Genomic DNA, 18,684 nt, shown 5'->3' with positions numbered 1-18,684 from the left:
AGATTCAAAGTGGTCACAGACGCCACGGGCCGCGATGTAGTTGCTCGAGGACCACGGCTCAAGGCGCCAGGACGACGCGCGGGAACCGGCATAGCCGGACTCACCCCAATAGCCGCCAAACAGCGAGGCTCCGACACCTGACGAGCCTGCTGTATAAACCTGACCCTCTCCATTTGTGTCAGCCTCATACCATACGTAGCCACTCGATCCGTTGCCGCGATCCCAGCGTTCAAAACCCCATTGCCACGCAACGCCCGAGACACCAACGCATCCGATCATTGATGTGGTTGATGCATCATATTGTGTTGTGGCTGGATCTGTGCTAACTGCATAACCATCAACACTGCCAAACGCCAATTGCTCAAACTCATGCGAAATTGGCGGTCGCTTACCGTATGCAGCCAATACCCGAGAAGCGGTGTATTGACTAAAATCATCATACTGAGCCGTGCCATCGCCGCCCCAGATTACCGGCACTTTTGGCGGACTTGATCCATCTGCAATGGTGACGTTATAGGCGCTTGTGCCATTGATGTCGGGTGCTGTGTTGAGGAGATAAATGTCTGCCCAGATCCCCATAGGGGATCGCGCCATCCCTCGCGGGTCGCGCACACCTGGCTTGTATTTAACGTCATAAATAGAGTATTCATTGATCACGCCATCTTGATAATGGAAACCACCAACGCGGCGTGACGTTAATGCTGTGTAGCCATCTGGCACCGTGAAGTTTGCAGAAACAACCAGACCATCTGGTGTTGCGTAAATCGCGTAATCCGTGCCAAGTGACATTGTTGGCAATACTAATTCAGTGCCTTCTGAATACTGGTAAAACTCTCCGTTAACACCAACACTTAAATCCGCGTAAACTTTCAGTGTTCCAGTATCTATCCTGAAAGCAGGCTCAGAAACAACGCTTTTCCCAAAGCTACTGGTAAGTTGAGATTTGAGTATATTTATCATTGATCCAGCATCAGACAGGGCCTGATTTGTAGATAAAATATCAGCGGTAACTTTATCTACCGAAGCATCTGCATCAGATTTAAGTTGATACTGGCCGTGAGGATTGGTTTTATTTTCATGCTCACTTACTGCATTCCCCAAATCCGTAGGTGTGGCAAACTGCACGGATGGATCAATTTTGATCTGAATCGCATCAGCGTTACCCGGTACAAACTTTAATCGAATGGTGTAGCTTTTACCCTGCCCCTCTTCTAAAAGAGGCTTATAGTCACCCGCTTGACGGGCGTAGGCATAAAGATCACCTGCCGCTGTTTTAATACCTGCCTCGCGGATAGTGAATCCACCATCGCTCGCGGGAATTTCTGCTCGCGCTATCCAGACGTTCGTATCAGTTGGGTCCTTTTCTATCGTGATGGCATAAGATCGAATTTGATTTACCAAATCCGTTTGGGCGGCTGGCGAATCGGCATCAGGTAAAGCACCATCCCCAATCACCAAGACGGCATGATCTACATGGGTATTGTTAAATTTTGCATCACGTTCCAAGCCGAAGCCCGTTTCAGTGATATAAGTTCTATAGTCGCTCATTGTAAGCAGGCTCCGATGTGGAAATAATTCTTAGATGTTGCGCTGTGCCGATGAAGTTTAGCGATGTCGAATCACCCCCTTCAGGAGAATAGGGATAAGAAGTTATTGTGACGCCAATTTCCGCAGCAACCGCCATTTTGGGAGTCGCTATCGATTCTCTGGCAAGATTAAGTTCATAAGTATCTCGCTCTGATTTCATCTCAATTAAGAGTTCATCAATGCGAGTATTGATTTCTGGCGTTAACACTCGATCAGAGCAATAGACCCAGACTTGAAAAAAATATGGAGCAGCAACAGGCGAGAGCTTAAACCACGGCGTGACTTCAGAGCCGAAACCCATTTGCTGTAACGAATCCAGAAAACCCGAACGTGTGCCGCTTTTCTGACGATTTCGCCACGCATGCTCAACACGATCACGCTTTACTGCTTCGGAGTCCTCCCGATCCCACACAGGCACTTGATGGTCAATACCCAAAGGGGCAACAGCCTCAACAGTAGTGCTCTGTGCGTTTAGTAATTCAGGGAAAGGATGATCTATTGAATAGAGTGATTCACTTAAAGCCAGCTCAAGCGCCCGCTCTAATGGACTGCGGTTATCAGGTAAAACGCTATAGGCTTTCAGTCCTGACGGTAATTTGGATTGTGTCAATGTAAGGCGCCTCATCATAGTTGCAGCGAATGGGTGCCGCTGGCGAAACCAAATCCCCTCTGTGCGACCCCGTGGTTTTCAACAAGACGCTGTACAACATAGAGGGCTCGATACTGCCGCCAAGGCGATGCTGCTGATCGGCATAGTCCTGAACTGCCTTTTCAGCGATTTCTTGTGCGGCAACAACATCAGAACCCGAACGAATATACAGATCAGCAGTACAAGACCACGATTGGATAGTAGGTGCTTTAACTGTCAATAAATCCGTTTCTTGAGCAATATCATCGCGCTCCATGTAAGCCTGAGTGGCTTCAATAAGACTTAAATCGGGCAGTCCATTGCTAGTGTGAGACAAAATAAAACAGTCGACCACACCAGGTGACACTTGCCTCGCTTGGGCGTCTTTTGTCTGTCCTGCCATGTCATGGGAATCAAATTCATAAGTCACCACCACCTTTTTATCGGTAGGGCTTTCCACTGTCACTTTTGGCCGTCCACCCAATGTCATGGCGTTATAACGATACCCTGAACGAGTTCCAGTCGTGGCCAGCGCATAAGCGGCGAGATAGTAACGAGTCAACAGTGCATCGTTACTCTCTACTGTTCGCGGAACGGGTGGAAAAGCGCTCGGATCACCTTCATCTAATATTTGACGCTCTACGCCCAGTTGACTGGCGATAAGGTCCACCATGCCATCATCGGTCGCGTACATGCCAAACATCTGCAAAGCTTGGGCATTCATTTGCCTAAAATGGCTTTGCAAAATGACAGTAAAAGCTTCTGTAAATTTGGTTAACAGCTCCGCTTCATTTTCAAACGTCTCTGCTACACCCGCCACATCAGCCGGTGCATTTTCTGATAAGTAATTCAACACGCTATTTTTTACATTTTCAAAGAGCGCATCAAAATTGGGAGTGGTAATAATATCGGGTTTAGGTAATGGGTTCTGATGGGGAAACATCTAATGGCACCTCAAATTTAATACTCTGCCCATTCCATTTCCCCTCAAAATACAAAGCTAAGCCATCAGATAATCGCTGCGCTACGCATCGAGAAGGCACAAAATCGGTTAAGCCATTAATGGGCTCATAAAAGGCCGCAATAGCGGCAGACTGAAGACGAATTATCATACTGTCTGACATATTCGCACTCATATAGTCACGAACATGACAGCCAAAACTTGGACGCTTTGCACGACCCACTTTAGGAGTGGTCATCACTTGAGCAATACGGCTAACAAGCTGATCAAAGCCTTCGATCTTTCGCCCTGTTTTTCTATCGATCCCTATCATCAAGTCACCTTATAACTTCCTGCAGAAGAGCCTGTCGCAACAGGAACCTCTGCATTCTGAGTAATGTGATTAACAATGCCTTCAGCAAACGCTAACCACCAATCGTGGCCTGCCGCTTTATCAGCCAATGGTGAAAAACCTCTAGCGGCCATGGCATCTTCAATGTCTTTTGCAAGCACCTCTGGATCTAACGCCATACTCACCTCGCTATATTTGAATACTTATTTAGCAGCGGTTACGCTGGATGAGCAATCGGCGTGAGGCAATCCGGTAATCATGCATTTATGTGCACCAGTCACCACTCCCGTACCGCCGTTTAACTTAATCATACTGCCGTCAACCGTAACCTCGCCGCCTGCAGTAACAGAGGCAGAATCCCCCACATTAACCGTGGCTGATTTCTCTATATCAATGACAGCATCCCCCTTAATATCCAATGTAAAAACATGGTTAGTAGCATGGTAGGAAACAATAGAGCCATCAGGGTAACAGCGCACAATTTCGTCAGGATCAGCACTTGGAGCCGGAAAGTTATCACTAAATAAACCGATCAAAGCGACCGTTTGAGCACCACTATTCCCAGCGCCATAATTCAACAGCACCGCTTGTTCACCCACAGATGGGCAGCGATAGTCTCGCGTTTCACCCGCTGCTGATGAAAACCAACGAATAAAAGGCGTTTCCAGCTCACCGTGCTTGATTCGAACTAAAAAGCCCGATTCGTGAACTTCACTCACATACCCAAGACGAATCATATTCTGCTGACGACGGCGAAGGTCTTCGGTTTCATCGCTCAGCTCTTCTATTCGCTCCAGGTATGGATTCAACATATCTCGAACAAGGGATTCAATAAGCTGGCGCATCAAATTTCTCTATACTCAGATAAATCATTTTCATCGTTTGCATTGGTCGCAACTCGAATGCCATCACGAACATTGTCAGGCTGCCAAGTTGACGCGCCCAAATACAGTTTTTGCGACCAGCTCACTACGAATGAATCAAAGCCATGGCGCGTATCTTTACGAAAGTTACCGGGGTACGCTTCAATATCGAGCGGCTTTTCTAATACCGAGCCGCTAATCCAAATACCATTTTCATAAACGAACTGAGACACGGCGACAGCAAACTCCCTCAGTTCTATTTGTAAATTCTCTACTTCCATTCCTAAAACACAATGAATGGAAAAACGCGCTTGAACAGGGTAACGACCGTCTCCAACATCAGGGGATTTAGGCAGCTCTTCTATGTCCAATAAGCACGCAGGCGCCAAACTCGAAAGATGCTGTGTTGGGTTATAGCTGTCCACCGTCACCTTTAAGAATCTATCTTTTAATGCCGCTATAATAGCGTCATGCACATCGGTCAAATTGATATTCATGCGCCCTCTACATTCATGACAAAATTGATTTCTTGCTTCAATAGTTGTTTGAAACGCGCCTCGGCCCGAACGTAATAACGCTCAATTATTGGCCGTGCGATTTCATTAATGGGAAAGCGAACCTCTTCAATAGGAAGCTCAGTCCATTGACCATCAGGGCGTTTTATGCGCTTTGTTCGCTTGCTGCCATATTCATATTTTCGCTTAAATATACCTGCATGACCGTTTTTCATAGTAGCCATAAACGCCCCTATGAAATGATGCTTGCCGACTTTCACGCCCACATCTGTTTGCACCGGCTTGCCAAATGCTTGCGCAGAAATTGGCTCAAGACCAAACCAAAGACTGACTGATCGCTGGTCGTTTTTCATGTAAAAGGTTTTGTAATATCGTGCTTCCAATACCCGCTGAGGAACACCTAAAGCAACCCCTAGCTCTCGCTTAGAATGCGTTTCCAGCCACCTTGCGACTTTCTTTAATGCGCGTGAAACCGCTTTTTGTAATTGACTAATCGAAAGTGCCAAATCAGCCTCAAGCTCTGCAACGCTTTCACCCAAGTCAATTTCTATATTCACGAATTTCGCCAACTATGTGATTTGTCTTTAGTTACTTTTAACGGAAGCACAATTTCAAACTCGCTTTGATGAAACGGCAAAATCAAATAAGAAACCCCTTCAATATCTAAACGATCCCCAGACTTGCAAAGGCAAGCGCTAGGCTCGACAGAAAAAGTGGCCGAGACAACATCAACATGAAGCTGCCCAACTTTATTCGTTTTTGATTTTGCCGCAACTTCCTCATCAACAAACGAGAACGTCCCTGTTAATACTTCAGACTGCCCATCGTCTGATGTCCATATAACCTCTTGCCCAAATTCCTCGTCTACATCCGATTTCAGCGCTTCCAAGACAGCACGATGACTGAGATTCATAAGCGCCTCATAAGGAAAAGATAAGAAATTAGGAGAAGGTAGATTAATTAGAGCTGTAGATTTCTGCTAGCAAGGAAGGATCACGTGCAATAGGTAAATAGATCGCTCGGGAGCGGATTTCTAAACCTTCGTCATGATCCAGCTCTTTTGTCGTGATGTGACACTCACGGCCTTTGGCTGAGCTGGCATGCAGCACATCAGCTGGCGCACGCAACATACCAAACAAGCCTTTCACACCCAGAGGGTAACTCGCGCCTTTAGTGGCTACTTCGTCGGCTTCGTCAGAAACAAACTTAATACCGCAAATATTGATCTGGCTTGGATCATCCGCGAAGGCCACCACACGTTTTGCGTGAATTTCTTCACTGTAAAACGCTTTAATGCTCGCGTGGTTGAGAATTCGTTCAATCAATTCCTGACCAACACGGCACTCGACACCCAGCAACGTCAGGTGACCATGCTTTTTCGCATTGTCCACAGTGGCTTTGCGCAGCCCTTTGAGTAAGGTTGGCACATTGGTTCCTGCCGTTCCCAGCTTCAAATCCAACTTACGTTCATCTACACCCAAGACATCAAACAAGTTGATCAGCACTGTGCCTTTCTTGTTTTTCACTTTGCCTTTTAACGCGGAGTACGCGGTATAGGCTGCGGTATAGCGATGGTTGTCTTTATGCTTGCTCATCTGGCTTTTCACCAAAGACGCAAGCTCTTGTGCTTTGATCTTCTTATCGCGTAATGAGCTGATGCGTGACAGGTCACTAGGAACAATGCGCGTATCAAACGGATAACGAATCAAACGCACAGGAACGGCGCTTTCTGCATCGTGTTCGTCGATGTTTGGATTCTGGCCAATTTCACCTGGCATCAAGACTTGAAGCTGCTGTCCAGACTTCACAATCATCACTGTGCGGTTTTCGACGTTTTCCACCGTGAACATATTTAAGACTGCGGCATCAGTGTGTACCGATGCATTGAACCCCGTCGTCAACGACGTTAGCGAGAACGCTTCATGATCAAAAATTTCAGATGGCATTATTATGACCCCTCTTTAATAACGATAAATGCTTTCTCAAGCTGTGCTGTGATCAGCGCTTTTACTGGAGGTGTAATGGTTTCCGGCCACGCAATATACAGCGAGTTGAAAACCGAATTGGCCCAGTAAACCTTTCCATTTCCGGCGTGAATACCATAGGCATCACTGCCATCGTATTCAGCAACGGTTATATCGATAGCGGCGCCTTCTTTATTGACGATAGTCCAATCTGGTTGGGTAGCGGCGGCATCGATTTGCTTAATGCTCATCTCACCACGCTCATGGGACCAGAGAAGAATTAACGACTCGGAGACTTGATTTGTAATTTCCTGCATTATGCATCCTCAATCAGTTGCTGCATGTTGAAACTCTCACTTGAATGAGAATCCAACCCGCTGGTTAATGAAATTTCTTCGTCTTTTTGGGCCGCTGCAGCTTTTAGCTTTGATGCGGCAACCTCTTCATTGACACCATCTTCAATAAGCTGACCTGCCATTTCAGGAACACCTGCCGACTGAGATAGTTGGTTAATTTTTTTAACCAGCGCTTGATGCCCTTCTTCCTGCTTCGCAACCGAACCTTGCAGTTCAATTACCTGCGCAGATAAAGCTGACATTTCAGCCGCATGACTGGCATTCATCTGATCAACAATTCTTTTGTGTTTTGAATCGGTCATCATGGTTTTAATCTCCTCCTCTGTTTTTATGCCGTCGACTAAGCCGTGGGCAAGAAATGCGCTTGCGCTGAACAATCCAGCCTGCAAAGCTTTTACTTTAGCTGCATCAACACCTCGGTTATGAGCGACCAAATTAAAAAATGATTCACCCAGCTCATTGACCATTTTTTGGTGGCGAGCGCTTTCTGCGTCAGTTAATTCGACGTAGGGCGAACCATCCGCTTTTGCTTCACCTGTTGTGAAGTAAGTGACTTTCTCTCTATCTTCATGAATTTCATACCGCCCAAAAATCACACCGATTGAACCCGCCATACTGTAAGGGCTGATATACAGCTCAGTACAAGCGCTGGCCAAGGCGTAATTTGCAGAAAAAGAATTGCCATTAATAAAGCCAATGACAGGTTTTATCGCACCAATCTCTTTGATTAGAGCGGCCAAATCAAAGCAACCGCTCGCCTCACCACCGGGGCCGTCGAATTCTATAAAGATTCTGTTTACTGAGTCATCGCGAGCAAAAATGAGAAGGCTTTCTCTCAACGCTCGATACGAAAGCACTTCGTTACAGTTCGCATCTAACCCATTAAAACGGTGTGACGTCGGGCCAAACACGGAGAGGTCACAAAATGTGTCTTTTCGTTCTACCGACTCCCCACCCATGAAAAGATTGGGGTTTAGGTAGAACTGGTTAATTGATTCAAGACCCGCCTGATGAGCGTCAATCGTCATCATCATCGGTGCTTTCGTCATCATCTGAACCAGATGCCGCATCGTCTATACCTCTAGATTGTTTTGCTTGTTGGCTGCGCTGAATACTGTCTAAATGCTTATCCAGTGTTGTACCGCGCCCATTTGACACCTCTTCCAAAGACTTGATATGCCCTTGAACCTCTAGCACCAACGCTTTCGCAGCTTTCAATGGGTCGATTTCTTCCCACTCTGGCCAGATCCAAGTTGGATCAAGATAGGCATAAGGATTTTCAAAGTAGTCCGGTAAAATTTCCGTTGTTCCAACATGAAAAGCGTCAATGAACCAACCGATAATTCGATTAAAGCCCGGCTCTAAAACGATGTCTCGAAGCTGCCCAACAAAGCGACGATGATTAATCATTCCGGCTCGAATGCTGGAATAGTTAACTTGCGTTAAATCGCCCGTTAGCATTTCGTAAGTAATACCAAGCAACCCTGCGATCATTCGCAATACTTGATTGTTATGCTCTTGATAATTACCCGCTATCTCGGCAGGTGACGCGGTTTTTACCTCTTTTACGCCATTCAAAAAGGTGACGCCGCCCGCATGATGAACCAACTTTTCAGTAGTCTTCTGACTGTTTGGAGCACCTACGGTTTGGCTAACGTCTGAATCTTTTAACGCAAAGACTTGCTGACCAATTCGCTTCATTCGAGATTTAATCTCGACAGTTTGATTGTCTTGGTACTGCTTAGCGAAGTCGGCACCGGGTGAAACCCAAGGTTGGGCGGTACTTTGCGAAGCATGAACAACATCGCGAAGATGAATAACATCTTCAGCGGGTAACCAGTTCACCGAATCTTCATCAAATTCTGGATGGTCGCGAGGCAGTTTATAAAAAGCGTATTTCTTAATTTTCCCGTTCTTGGCGTACATAATCCCGCCACGAACATAACTACTCGTCCCCGTTACTTCTAAATCAATCGCCAAACTTAATATGCTAACAACCTGTATTTGCAGTGGCATAGGATGCATAGTGCGGCGGCGAACAATAAAAGCACCACCTTCCATTAGCATCGTAATAACGGCTAAGGCTTGAACCCCTGCAAAGTTGGTGTTTTCATAAAAGTCGCAATACAGGGTCCATTCATTAAAGCTCTTGATGAAAGCATCACTGAATAACGCTGGATCGAAAACAGGCTTCGCTCCACCACCAATGCAACTGGCTCGAAAGCGCGTAGCGCCAACCCGCAGTAACGGATTGTTTCGCATTAAGTGATGGCTGGCGCTGATTTCTTTGATTAAAGCATTTTCGCTTTTCTCGTTATCATGCAGCTCAGCCCCCTTAAAAAGGGGCGATTTAGCAGCGCTAGAATAACTCAAAATATCACCTCGACATCGACACTTTGCATCAATGGAACAACCTTCAAATCACTGATCATTTGGCGTTCTAACGCGCGCAATTCAGCCAAACTCACTTCGGTATATTGCATCGCTGTACGCCCCCCTTGCGGGTTGGTGTACTCCACGCGAACCTTGCGCTTTCCCTGCACCAGATCAGTGATTGCCTGCTGAACGATGGCGAGGTTGTCGTCAGTAGAATAGATCGGCATTAGTAGTCTCCATAATCTGACGTTTCGTAGTAATCGCCATACTCAACATCGGCGATGTCATCTGGTATTTTGTTGCTTCGTGGATCGATCAAACCAAGCGGCTCAGAAGGCGTAGCCGCCTTAATTTCTGGTCGCATAAAGTCACAAAGCCAAATCACGTAGCCCAACAAATCCCATGGTTCATTTCGTTTTTGACCGGCTTTTTTATCCCACACCACATTGCTACCGCTGCCCTTTAATTCTTCAGCAGTAAGCATTTGGAAATAAACCAAATCGAACACATCATCGAATGGAAAGTGGATATAGTTTTTCCCCGGCTTCTCGTTGTTTAAACGCTCAGCCGCGCGGTTTTTTAATTGGTGGACATTAAGGCTTCGATATTCACACTTAGCTTCTGGATGAACTTTAAAAGTCAGGGTGAATTCAGGTTTGAATTTTGTCTTCGAACTCGACTCACCACGAATAGCAAAGATCCAACCTTGGTAAGGCGCACAGAATTCCAACATGGCCTTCCATGCATGGCCGTTACAGTCCATCGCAGCAGCAAACACGCCAATAGATCGCCCATCAGACAAGGTAAATTCTTTTTCAAGTTGATGGATCAAACTTTTCTGAGTGGCAATGTCTTCTGGGTCACCATGGACCTGACCGTAATCAACAGCCCAGATTTCCTCCCGCTCGCCAATAGCCCAAATATGATATTCGAAGCGGTTCTTTTGCGTATCGACAGTGGCTAATACGCAGCGCGTTTGCTCTGGCAATCGCTCCAATGGGGAGTAGTATTCGCGCCGCTGATAAAGCGCTTCAAAGTTATTAAGTTGGTGTGCCCGCGAAGCATCAGAATAGGCAACACCCACCTTCGTATTCATGAAGGATTGCATTTTTCTAGGGTCTTTTTTTGCCTTTTCGTATTCAGCCGCAATCGATGGTAGCGAGGTGTTAGGGTTGTCGTTATACGCTGACCAAATATGAAAACCAGCGTCTATTTTTCCACGCTCGTTTCGATCGCCAGGTTCATTACATTTACAACAAAGAGCAGACCCTGACTCATCCCACTTTTCAGGCGATTGATGTACGCCGCAACATTCAAAATCTCGTGTTGCTCGCCATTCGCCAGCTTCCACCATATTAAACTTATGGTGTTCCTGAATTTTCTTGGTGCAATGAGTGCAAACAAAATGAGCGTCTTTATACTTGCCTGCTGTGTACCTTAAGTTTTCTAACTTTAAACGCTGTTTTACATGGCAATGCGGACAAGGCACATATAAATAGCGCTGATCTGTCAGTAAAAATTCACGGGTTATTTTGCAGGTTCCCGCTTCTTTGGGCGTAGACCCTAAAACAATTTTTCGACGACCCTCACTCTCTGTACGAGTGATCGCTAAATCAACAGAGTCGCCTTCTTTACCCACATCGTCGGGATAGCCCGACACCTCATCCATCAACAAATACTTTATTGTCGACATTCTGAAGCTGCTGGGTGATGTTGCCCACACGACGATTATTTCGCCGCCAAAAAAGCTTTTTTCAGTAAGGGTATTTTTTCCAATCATGCGCTCACGAACAGGCGAGCAATGCGCAAAAACCTTACCCACTTCGCTAGTGGCAAACTTTTCAGCATCAGTAAAGGTATTCTGAACAATCATAATGTTGTCAGGATCATTAACGATGATCCAAGCAACAATCGTGTTTAAAAAAATCGCATAACCAACACGCGCACTTTTTAATAAAACAACTTTCTCTACCAGTGGCGATTCAAACGCCAACTGCCAAGCGCGCTGGAAAGATTTAGGTGGATAAATTTGCGCGTCGGGATTTTCGTTACTCTTCGCCCACGGTATGATCGGCATCATCATCGGAGGAACGATGGTACTTTGAATGCCGCTCAATAATTTCTGTGATAAGAGGGAGTAATTCATCGAGACCTTTTCCATCTAATCGCGCAAGAGCATCTCGAATAACATCATCAACCAAGGCGACTTCTTTAGGCGTTAACGAAACCCTCTTCTGAATCTGATTTGATAAATCGAGAAGTTTGTTTTTTACAGCAGATAGCGGCGAGTTATAAAGCTCGAACATCGCATCGACAGGGATCAACTCACCCGCGTCTCGCTGGTTCTGCAAACGCAGCTTTATGGCACCTTGTTTTTCCTTCTCTCTTTTCCAATCTTCGTAGGTTTTTAGCGGTTTTGTGTTTCCACTGCTTCCTACAATCGCCCTTCCCTGATTCGCCTTCATTTGACGAAGCATTTCTGACTGAAATTTCACATAAGAGTGAACAGATTTTTCAACGTCAATTTTCCCAGAGCCCAGAAAAACCAAAGCGTAGCCATCTTTTATGTGATTTCTAACAGTACGATCTGAAACACCCAATGCTCGTGAAAGTGCCGCGACCGTGCTCATCGATAAACGCTCTCAAAAACATCAAAAAAGTATGAAAAACTAGGAAAGGGAAATAGATGCTAATTTCTAAAAAAATTCTGCGAGGCCGCGAGTCTTTGACCCGCAATAAAAAGGCCCCCATAGGGAGTACCTTTTCCTTAAATTAGCGCCAAATTGGAAAAATAACCAAGTTTTACTCTAAAGCCTTCCTAACGTCCGCTACAAGCTGGTCATCAAGCTTATTGGTACTCTTCTTAGCCAGATGTTCCGCGACATGCAGAGTGACAGAGATCAAAACCTTTTCAGTCACTAGCTTGGTTAGTAATGTTTTGAGTATTGCTAGAAATATAGTGCTCATGCGTATTTCTCCTCATCTAATCCATACAGGTCGTATGGAAAGTGTTTAATAAACTCTTCAGCAGTGCCTGCACCGTGAACAGTGTTGTAATAGTCTTTCCAATATTGCGCCAAAGCCTTGATATTATTGGCTTTAGGTAATGCATATTTAACTCGGTAATAGTGAACTCGACACATTGCCGCAGCGTATCGGTTATTCCAAACCAATGCGTTATGGTCTGGGAATCCATCAGAAACGTACTTTTCATCTACACTATCTGACGTCATCACCAGTAATGAATTTTGAATAGGCCGCCTGAACTGAATGAAGTTAAGCCATAAATCAGCGTGTGTGGCTGGCTCCATCTGAAATAGCCCCATTGCTGGGCCTTTTCCAAGTTGCTTGATGTATGTCCCATGGGATTCTTGAGCGAGTGTACCCATTACCAATTGATCAGCTGCCAACGAATAGCTAATGCCGCTTAACTGGCTTAACGCAGGAATGACAACATATTCACGGAATTGAGAAAGGTTTAAGCTCATGACAACACCCTCTTAAACCGCTCAATAAATAGCTTTATCGCTTCACCGCCCATCAACCCCGCAACGCCAGCCATAAAGCCCGTAGCAGCTGGCTCCATGCCAAGCCACTGACCTAAAAACACAGTCAGCATTCCAAGAAAACCGCCTGTCAAAACGTCAGCCATCATATGAACAAGCGAAAATTTAACGGCTTGCTGCTGAAAGTAGCGAAGATATTTCACAGCACCCCCAAGAACTCCCACAAAAACAAAAACCACGGCTTGTAATAGCTCGTCTGGCACCATTTTCATAAAAGAGTCCTATCCAGAAACGAAAAAACCCCGCATCAGCGAGGTCTAGAAATGAAAAAGCCCCGCACACTGGCAGGGCTTATATAGTTGGTTGCTCTTCAAACACAATTTTCAGAGCATGAACATAATCTAACCGCTAACTTCCCCCCTCGCAAGCCTTTCGCGCGAGAAAAACAAATTCAATCTTCTTGAATGAAAGCTGGATTTTATGGGCTACAGGCGGCGTAAACATTAGGATTATCAACAATAAATAAAAACGCTCGTAACGGCTTTGTGACGGAAAATAAAAGGAAATAAATCAATAAAAATCACTAAAAGGCATTTACACCGCCCCATTGGGGCGGTATAGTATCTTTGCAGGTCGGGGAATGTCCCATGACCATAGAAAGGAAATAGATATGTTTTCACCTTCCGAATTAAATGTTATCAATCATGCTGCAGCCATCATTAAATCAAAGGCAAAAAAAGACCCTGTTGTTTTTTCAAGCGCTGATAATGTGAAAAATTATTTGAAGTTCTCACTGGTTACCAATGATCGCGAAGTATTCAAAGTACTTCTACTGGATACACAGCATAGACTTCTAAAAGACATTAATTTGTTTATGGGAACAATCGATTCAGCCGCAGTATATCCTCGCGAAGTGTTAAAAGTGGCATTGAAAGAAAACGCAGCGGCGATCATTCTTTCTCATAACCACCCTAGCGGCATACCTGAACCAAGTCAGGCTGATATAGCGATCACCGCAAAAATCAAAGCAGCGTTAGACATCATTGATATTCGCTTACTTGATCATTTTGTAGTGGGTACTGAAGGAACTGTTAGCCTAGCCGAACGTGGATTAATTTAATAAGAGGTGCGGGGGAAACCCCGCAATGTATTATGAGCGAAGACAGAAAAACGTACTTATCTGGATGTGAAAACCCAGTTCAAAAACTTCACGAAAAAGGGTGTTTTAACCGCTATCATGAAGGCTTTGTTTATCCATCACCCGACGAAATAAAAGCCATCAGACTTTATCTAGAGCTTTCTCAAATTGATGTTGCCAAACTGGTTGGCGCAACATTCAAGGAAGGCAAAGGCTCTCAGACTATAAGAAAATGGGAGACTGAAGAAGGCAAAACAGAACACAGAAAAATCCCATACAGCGTGTGGCGCCTGCTTCTTATCGAAACAGGAATAGTAAAAGTAGAGGAGTAATTAAAAAATGAGAAAGGCATGCATCGATCTAAATGACACATTAAAAATTGCCTCACTGCTTGGCGGGGATTTGGGCGGTGGCAAGTGCCTCCATACAGTCAATTTGTTAGATGGTAGTAACCAGATGAAAATGCTAAACCTATCAACCAACCCATCAATCAAAGAACCAACCCCTGAAGAATGGGCAGCAGCACTAAATCAATGCCTTGATAAGGCAGAAGAACTTAAGTATGAAGTTAGCCGCGTTAGAGGTCGCTCATTAACTGAAAGTTAAGAAGGTTGATAATCAAAAGCCCTCGTTATGAGGGCCTTGTTACTCAATAGCAATGTCAGTGAATAGATCTACTCCCGATACCACATAGTTCTCTAGAACTAGCGCTATCACTCAAGAATCATTGCCTGCAGATAATAGATCATCTCATCTTTCTCATAATGAGAAACACCACCTTGGGGCCTCCATCCTTTTTGAGCTAGTTCATTTACACTTTCCTCAATAGCTAAAACGGCTCGACGATGATCCCTTGATCCCACTTCAACTAAACGATATTCCATAGCGGCCCCTCATGACAAAAAGCCACTATACCATCAAAAACGCCATTGGCTTTTATAAAACCACTTCACCACTCAATGACCTAACCGCTTTAGTCATGATCGGCCACGCATACTGGCTTTCGTATCGGCCCTCTAAATTACCACGCGAATGGTTAATCAACATCTTCCTAACCGTGCTGTCTATCCCCTCATGCATCCACCAATCGTCCGCTAACTTGCGGAAATCGTGAGACGTAAAATACACACCAACCCGCTTACGCAAAGCCTTATACCAGCTGCTCGCGGTACTGTCCGCAACAGGGCTTTTGCCCGTACAGCTAAACACATAGGCCCCGTTTGCTCGCGCCTTGGCGTGGCGCAACAACTCCACCACACACGGCGCCAGAGGCAAGCGCAGCTCGACCCCCGTTTTAGTGTTTTCAGCAGGGATATACCATTCAGCCGTGTCTAGCGAAATATGCGACCACTCAACCAAGCACGTCTCATGGATGCGCGTCCCATGGCAAAGCTGCATAATGAAAAATAAGCGTCTGTTGGCCTGCTCATCGTTGATATGATCCGCCACCCTCGACAAATGATGCACCTTGAGCCGACCTGACTTCACCTTCTCTTTCGTAGACGATAAATTCTTCCACAACACGTCACGCAGCGGGTTAGACTCAATCACCTCATACTCAGCCGCGAGCGAACAGGCGCGCTTTAACACGCCCCAAATCGTGCGAATAGACGACAACGCCAACGAATCCAGTTTGACTTTATAAAACCGCTTATAAACTGCGTTACGAGTGAGCTTTTTAACAGGCAACCCCTCAAAACACCCCATCAAATGCGTATGAATAAAACTGTACGCATTCTCGGCGTATCGAGTAGAAAACGATTTATCTTGTTCGATATGATCCAAAAACCACAACAGCATCACACCCACATCACCGATAGAGTCGGCCCTCGCCCCTGTTCGCTCGCCTGCCATCACTTCCGTGCGAATTTTAGACAACCGCTTGAACAAATCCACCGCCAAGATAGCCGGCCATTTACCCAGCACCGTGCGCTTTTTCAGTTTACCCTGGTACACCACATCGTAAAATGTGCCACCCGTTCGCTTCGTGTTCGCTCGAAACTCAACACGGCGAGAGTCAACGGGCATCCATTCTTTTTCACTATCCGCTAAAAACGCCCTAATCGACGTGTCAGTTAAGCGGCTCATACAGACAACTCAATCGACAGCGCCTCTATCTCCGCATTCACCGCCCGAATCAGCCGCGTCTTGCCCTGCAAAACGTGCTTCTCGAATCGGTTTTCTGTCATCGTAAAATGTCGCTGCTCGAAACCCAATTCAGCCGCATACTGTGCCAAAGTCCCAACAATCACCGCGTTCGATGGCGTCACGCCCCGCGCATTGGGTCGCCCTTCGGCCAACACAGCCGAGAACAAACACAAGCGTTGCATAGGCGATAACGACTCGAACAGATGCCCATAGCCGCTGTCTTTATGAGTCAGCTGCTCAATGGCGCGAATCATCTTCTCATTCGACCCGCCACCGCCGCCAAAATCCGGCACAACGCCAGACTCCAACATGTCGCAGATCTTGCCCGTATTACTGATACCCGCCCAACCCGCATCGGCAGACGACGACACAAGCGAATCAAGGTGCTTATTAATAATGACCCAAGACAACCAACCCAACGAACCGACTTTCTCACGATTTAACCAGCGCATAGTATTCTCCTCGCTTCACAGCGATGACGTGTTTTCTGTTTGATAGAGAGCATTCACAAAGGCGCTCAACGAACGCCCTTTAAAATGGAAACATTACCAAGACTGATGATGACCGCTGGCAGATTCCCCTTGCCTTACACCACCTTCATCTTTTTGCAAATCGCCCTTATAAGGTTCATCACCCAATTCAGGCCAAGCGTCTCTCATGTTTTTAGCATCATCAAGCGCCAACCCTTTCACCCACCAGGTCACCGACGAACGACCGCCAACAGCACAGGTGCGAGCAGGGCCTTTTTCCACTTCCTGCGCGGTTTCGGCTTCGCTCAAGCGCCGCCCAACCATGTGCCTATCTACCCCATGGCGATGGGCCAACTCGCGAGACGTTAAACCGTTAGTTTCATGCACCATGGCCACCACGCGCGCCATCTGCTTCTGACGGGCCCCGCTTTGGGTGATCTCATCCGCTGCAGCATGGCTGGTTTCTGGGTCGCAACTTCTCGCAGCGGGTGTTTGAACATTCAACATAATGACCTCCTCGCTTCACAGCGATGATTGAAAAAACTAAGACAACAGACGCAGAATAGAGCTACGGTACTGCCCAAGGCTTTGATGAGTAATAGCCACAGAATCACTACTCACAAAAGCCTTAACCACATCCAACTTCCCTTGATTACCAACATAGCCAACCAAGTCATCCAACGAAACACCATAGAAATCACTCAACCCCAGCAAAGTGGCAAGCTTGGGGTTTCTAGTTTTGCCTTTTTCCAACTCATGAATGAGTGTTTTTGAAACATTCATCGCGTCAGCCACAACCTGCAGAGGGATATTTTTAGATTTTCTTAACTCGGTCAAACGATCAGATAAAGCCATGGTCATTGCTCCGCAACTTTAAGCGAATCAAGTCCTTCAACCACTTGCTCAGACCAATTCGACCAGAGTTTTTCTTTCTTTTCATTTCTAAGCTTCTGCGCTTCGGCTTGTGCTGCATTCAATTCACGATACAGTTCACGCATCTTTTCTTTCGCTTTCTCAGCATCACCTACACGGTTTAACAAGTGCGCCATCATTTTGCGCTCTGCCGTGTGATTAACATCATGTTCCCAATCTGCTGACCCATTATGCGAATAGCAGCTTTTACCCAACAAATGCCCGGCTTTAATCTTGATGTGACCGCGAGAATTCACCCACAGCAAGCCCCATTTCTCTGGCAACTCATCAGGGCTAATCATGCCTTCAGGGCAAATAAAATAACGAAATGTCCCCATACCCAACACCTCACCATTACGGTGCGGTTTCTTCTTGTCTGCCAAGAAGTCGGAACGGCTCACCTTACTTTCAACCACTACCGAAAAATCGTAGTCATAATTACAACCCCAAGCGTCTGCGATCTCACCACCAAACAAAGCCCCCACTTCTGTGAAAGCAATCTTGCAATGCGCACCATTGGCAGAAGGTGAACGCAACAGCCACTTTTGAGCCAGCAGGTTTAAATTGCTATGAGTTATATTAAAAGCCACAATCATGCCCTCCTTCTCTGCGAGAATTCTTCTCTTGCTATCTCTCTAGCCAGTTCTTCAAGCTCAAGACGAAGGCTCATATGCTTATCGCTTGCTTTACGGTTGAGCTGCTTTTTCATAACCGCGCTTAGCTGTTTTTCTTTATCTGCCAACTCTTGAAATCGCGCATTATGAGTTTCAAACCAATTCGGTTTCGAAATAATCTCTTGCGCCTCTCTCATAACGTCCACCAATTCCGAACCCGGGCGAGCACTAAAAACAGCCTCCAACTTATCAAACTCTTTCTGCACCTTAGCTTGATAAAATATCAACGCCTTCAACACAATAGAATCCGACATA

At 45.9% G+C, this 18,684-nt stretch carries 29 protein-coding genes; 3 read left to right on the top strand and 26 right to left on the bottom strand.

Going from position 1 to position 18,684, the window contains the following annotated elements; translation table 11 throughout:
- The 19 genes from I8J31_RS19675 to I8J31_RS19585 all read right to left on the bottom strand — a co-directional run.
- The coding region (locus I8J31_RS19675) for a phage tail-collar fiber domain-containing protein (protein WP_199470294.1) at positions 1 to 1,548 on the bottom strand (1,548 nt) is incomplete at its 3' end.
- A complete protein-coding gene (locus I8J31_RS19670) occupies positions 1,535 to 2,197 on the bottom strand; it encodes a phage tail protein I (protein ID WP_199470293.1) in 663 nt (220 codons plus the stop codon). The genes I8J31_RS19670 and I8J31_RS19675, both read right to left, overlap by 14 nt.
- Positions 2,157 to 3,158 (bottom strand): baseplate J/gp47 family protein, encoded by a 1,002-nt coding sequence (locus tag I8J31_RS19665; protein ID WP_199470292.1) that lies wholly within the window; start codon positions 3,156 to 3,158, stop codon positions 2,157 to 2,159. Before I8J31_RS19665 ends, I8J31_RS19670 begins: the two co-directional genes overlap by 41 nt.
- The gene (locus I8J31_RS19660; RefSeq protein WP_199470291.1) at positions 3,130 to 3,489 is read right to left on the bottom strand and encodes a GPW/gp25 family protein; all 360 of its coding nucleotides are present in this window, start codon (positions 3,487 to 3,489) and stop codon (positions 3,130 to 3,132) included. The genes I8J31_RS19665 and I8J31_RS19660 overlap by 29 nt, the downstream gene beginning before the upstream one ends.
- Complete coding sequence (locus I8J31_RS19655) at positions 3,489 to 3,686, bottom strand: hypothetical protein (protein WP_199470290.1); 198 nt, start codon at positions 3,684 to 3,686, stop codon at positions 3,489 to 3,491. The genes I8J31_RS19660 and I8J31_RS19655 overlap by 1 nt, the downstream gene beginning before the upstream one ends.
- Before the next feature lie 24 nt (positions 3,687 to 3,710).
- Positions 3,711 to 4,352 (bottom strand): phage baseplate assembly protein V, encoded by a 642-nt coding sequence (locus I8J31_RS19650; protein WP_199470289.1) that lies wholly within the window; start codon positions 4,350 to 4,352, stop codon positions 3,711 to 3,713.
- The gene (locus tag I8J31_RS19645) at positions 4,352 to 4,867 is read right to left on the bottom strand and encodes a hypothetical protein (protein WP_199470288.1); all 516 of its coding nucleotides are present in this window, start codon (positions 4,865 to 4,867) and stop codon (positions 4,352 to 4,354) included. Before I8J31_RS19645 ends, I8J31_RS19650 begins: the two co-directional genes overlap by 1 nt.
- Entirely contained in the window at positions 4,864 to 5,442 is a 579-nt protein-coding gene (locus tag I8J31_RS19640; RefSeq protein ID WP_199470287.1) for a hypothetical protein, read from the bottom strand. Before I8J31_RS19640 ends, I8J31_RS19645 begins: the two co-directional genes overlap by 4 nt.
- On the bottom strand, positions 5,439 to 5,798 hold the full coding sequence (locus I8J31_RS19635; protein WP_199470286.1) for a head-tail joining protein: 360 nt from the start codon (positions 5,796 to 5,798) through the stop codon (positions 5,439 to 5,441). Before I8J31_RS19635 ends, I8J31_RS19640 begins: the two co-directional genes overlap by 4 nt.
- Positions 5,799 to 5,841: 43 nt before the next feature.
- A complete protein-coding gene (locus I8J31_RS19630) occupies positions 5,842 to 6,831 on the bottom strand; it encodes a major capsid protein (RefSeq protein WP_199470285.1) in 990 nt (329 codons plus the stop codon).
- A gap of 2 nt (positions 6,832 to 6,833) precedes the next feature.
- Positions 6,834 to 7,166 carry a hypothetical protein gene (locus I8J31_RS19625; protein WP_199470284.1) on the bottom strand — a complete coding sequence of 111 codons (333 nt, stop codon included), beginning with the start codon at positions 7,164 to 7,166 and terminating at the stop codon, positions 6,834 to 6,836.
- Positions 7,166 to 8,275: a S49 family peptidase gene (locus tag I8J31_RS19620; RefSeq protein ID WP_199470283.1), complete on the bottom strand. Its 1,110-nt coding sequence runs from the start codon at positions 8,273 to 8,275 to the stop codon at positions 7,166 to 7,168. Before I8J31_RS19620 ends, I8J31_RS19625 begins: the two co-directional genes overlap by 1 nt.
- Positions 8,223 to 9,578 carry a phage portal protein gene (locus tag I8J31_RS19615; protein WP_199470282.1) on the bottom strand — a complete coding sequence of 452 codons (1,356 nt, stop codon included), beginning with the start codon at positions 9,576 to 9,578 and terminating at the stop codon, positions 8,223 to 8,225. Before I8J31_RS19615 ends, I8J31_RS19620 begins: the two co-directional genes overlap by 53 nt.
- Positions 9,575 to 9,808, bottom strand: a complete 234-nt coding sequence (gene gpW, locus I8J31_RS19610; protein ID WP_199470281.1) for a gpW family head-tail joining protein — start codon at positions 9,806 to 9,808, stop codon at positions 9,575 to 9,577. Before gpW ends, I8J31_RS19615 begins: the two co-directional genes overlap by 4 nt.
- Positions 9,808 to 11,727: a terminase gpA endonuclease subunit gene (locus tag I8J31_RS19605; RefSeq protein ID WP_199470280.1), complete on the bottom strand. Its 1,920-nt coding sequence runs from the start codon at positions 11,725 to 11,727 to the stop codon at positions 9,808 to 9,810. The genes gpW and I8J31_RS19605 overlap by 1 nt, the downstream gene beginning before the upstream one ends.
- Positions 11,630 to 12,211: a hypothetical protein gene (locus I8J31_RS19600; RefSeq protein ID WP_199470279.1), complete on the bottom strand. Its 582-nt coding sequence runs from the start codon at positions 12,209 to 12,211 to the stop codon at positions 11,630 to 11,632. The genes I8J31_RS19605 and I8J31_RS19600 overlap by 98 nt, the downstream gene beginning before the upstream one ends.
- A gap of 172 nt (positions 12,212 to 12,383) precedes the next feature.
- Entirely contained in the window at positions 12,384 to 12,548 is a 165-nt protein-coding gene (locus tag I8J31_RS19595) for a hypothetical protein (protein WP_199470278.1), read from the bottom strand.
- Positions 12,545 to 13,069 (bottom strand): hypothetical protein, encoded by a 525-nt coding sequence (locus tag I8J31_RS19590; RefSeq protein WP_199470277.1) that lies wholly within the window; start codon positions 13,067 to 13,069, stop codon positions 12,545 to 12,547. Before I8J31_RS19590 ends, I8J31_RS19595 begins: the two co-directional genes overlap by 4 nt.
- Positions 13,066 to 13,359 (bottom strand): phage holin family protein, encoded by a 294-nt coding sequence (locus I8J31_RS19585; protein ID WP_199470276.1) that lies wholly within the window; start codon positions 13,357 to 13,359, stop codon positions 13,066 to 13,068. The genes I8J31_RS19590 and I8J31_RS19585 overlap by 4 nt, the downstream gene beginning before the upstream one ends.
- Positions 13,360 to 13,757: 398 nt before the next feature.
- Between I8J31_RS19585 and radC the strand changes: the two genes are divergently transcribed.
- From radC to I8J31_RS19570, 3 genes are read left to right on the top strand one after another with little or no spacing between them, the layout of a single operon-like run.
- Positions 13,758 to 14,207 carry a RadC family protein gene (gene radC / locus I8J31_RS19580; protein WP_233402923.1) on the top strand — a complete coding sequence of 150 codons (450 nt, stop codon included), beginning with the start codon at positions 13,758 to 13,760 and terminating at the stop codon, positions 14,205 to 14,207.
- A gap of 32 nt (positions 14,208 to 14,239) precedes the next feature.
- Positions 14,240 to 14,557, top strand: coding sequence for a helix-turn-helix domain-containing protein (locus I8J31_RS19575; RefSeq protein WP_199470274.1), 318 nt, complete (start codon positions 14,240 to 14,242; stop codon positions 14,555 to 14,557).
- Between the two features lie 7 nt (positions 14,558 to 14,564).
- Positions 14,565 to 14,831, top strand: a complete 267-nt coding sequence (locus I8J31_RS19570; RefSeq protein ID WP_199470273.1) for a hypothetical protein — start codon at positions 14,565 to 14,567, stop codon at positions 14,829 to 14,831.
- Between the two features lie 107 nt (positions 14,832 to 14,938).
- Here the strand turns inward: I8J31_RS19570 and I8J31_RS19565 are convergent, their stop codons facing one another.
- The 7 genes from I8J31_RS19565 to I8J31_RS19535 all read right to left on the bottom strand — a co-directional run bounded on the left by I8J31_RS19565 (position 14,939) and on the right by I8J31_RS19535 (position 18,683).
- Positions 14,939 to 15,109 (bottom strand): hypothetical protein, encoded by a 171-nt coding sequence (locus I8J31_RS19565; protein WP_199470272.1) that lies wholly within the window; start codon positions 15,107 to 15,109, stop codon positions 14,939 to 14,941.
- Positions 15,110 to 15,161: 52 nt separating this feature from the next.
- Entirely contained in the window at positions 15,162 to 16,313 is a 1,152-nt protein-coding gene (locus I8J31_RS19560) for a tyrosine-type recombinase/integrase (protein WP_199470271.1), read from the bottom strand.
- Positions 16,310 to 16,825: a hypothetical protein gene (locus tag I8J31_RS19555; RefSeq protein WP_199470270.1), complete on the bottom strand. Its 516-nt coding sequence runs from the start codon at positions 16,823 to 16,825 to the stop codon at positions 16,310 to 16,312. The genes I8J31_RS19560 and I8J31_RS19555 overlap by 4 nt, the downstream gene beginning before the upstream one ends.
- 93 nt (positions 16,826 to 16,918) lie before the next feature.
- Positions 16,919 to 17,350 (bottom strand): hypothetical protein, encoded by a 432-nt coding sequence (locus tag I8J31_RS19550; protein WP_199470269.1) that lies wholly within the window; start codon positions 17,348 to 17,350, stop codon positions 16,919 to 16,921.
- Between the two features lie 36 nt (positions 17,351 to 17,386).
- Positions 17,387 to 17,698 (bottom strand): helix-turn-helix domain-containing protein, encoded by a 312-nt coding sequence (locus I8J31_RS19545; RefSeq protein WP_199470268.1) that lies wholly within the window; start codon positions 17,696 to 17,698, stop codon positions 17,387 to 17,389.
- Between the two features lie 2 nt (positions 17,699 to 17,700).
- The gene (locus tag I8J31_RS19540; RefSeq protein ID WP_199470267.1) at positions 17,701 to 18,345 is read right to left on the bottom strand and encodes an adenylosuccinate synthase; all 645 of its coding nucleotides are present in this window, start codon (positions 18,343 to 18,345) and stop codon (positions 17,701 to 17,703) included.
- 2 nt (positions 18,346 to 18,347) lie between these two features.
- Positions 18,348 to 18,683 (bottom strand): hypothetical protein, encoded by a 336-nt coding sequence (locus tag I8J31_RS19535; RefSeq protein WP_199470266.1) that lies wholly within the window; start codon positions 18,681 to 18,683, stop codon positions 18,348 to 18,350.
- Position 18,684: the final 1 nt, after the last annotated feature.

This window comes from Marinomonas transparens (assembly GCF_016463975.1).
Taxonomy (GTDB): Bacteria; Pseudomonadota; Gammaproteobacteria; order Pseudomonadales; family Marinomonadaceae; genus Marinomonas; species Marinomonas transparens.
Note: the sequence above shows the minus strand (reverse complement) of the source record. Positions and strands in the feature narration are given on the sequence as shown.